At 55.3% G+C, this 264-nt stretch carries 1 protein-coding gene; it reads left to right on the forward strand.

Features of this window, described 5'->3' with window-relative positions; translation table 11 throughout:
• Positions 1 to 264: AAA family ATPase (locus tag CH339_RS25760; protein ID WP_146610311.1), on the forward strand; the 264-nt coding region annotated here is incomplete at both ends.

The raw sequence follows: 264 nt of genomic DNA on the forward strand, positions 1-264 counted from the left end.
CCAGCCTCCGGGCAAAAAGCTGCAGAACCTGAGCCTGCTTTCCGGCGGGGAACGGGCCTTGACGGCGATCGCGCTCCTGTTTTCGATCCTCAAAGTCAGACCGGTTCCGTTCTGCGTGCTGGATGAAGTCGAGGCGGCCCTTGATGAAGCGAACGTGTTCCGCTTTGCCCAATACTTGAAAAAATACAGCCATGAAACCCAGTTCATCGTCATCACCCACCGGAAAGGAACAATGGAAGAAGCCGATGTTCTTTACGGCGTGAC

The organism is Rhodobium orientis (assembly GCF_003258835.1).
Taxonomy (GTDB): domain Bacteria; phylum Pseudomonadota; class Alphaproteobacteria; order Rhizobiales; family Rhodobiaceae; genus Rhodobium; species Rhodobium orientis.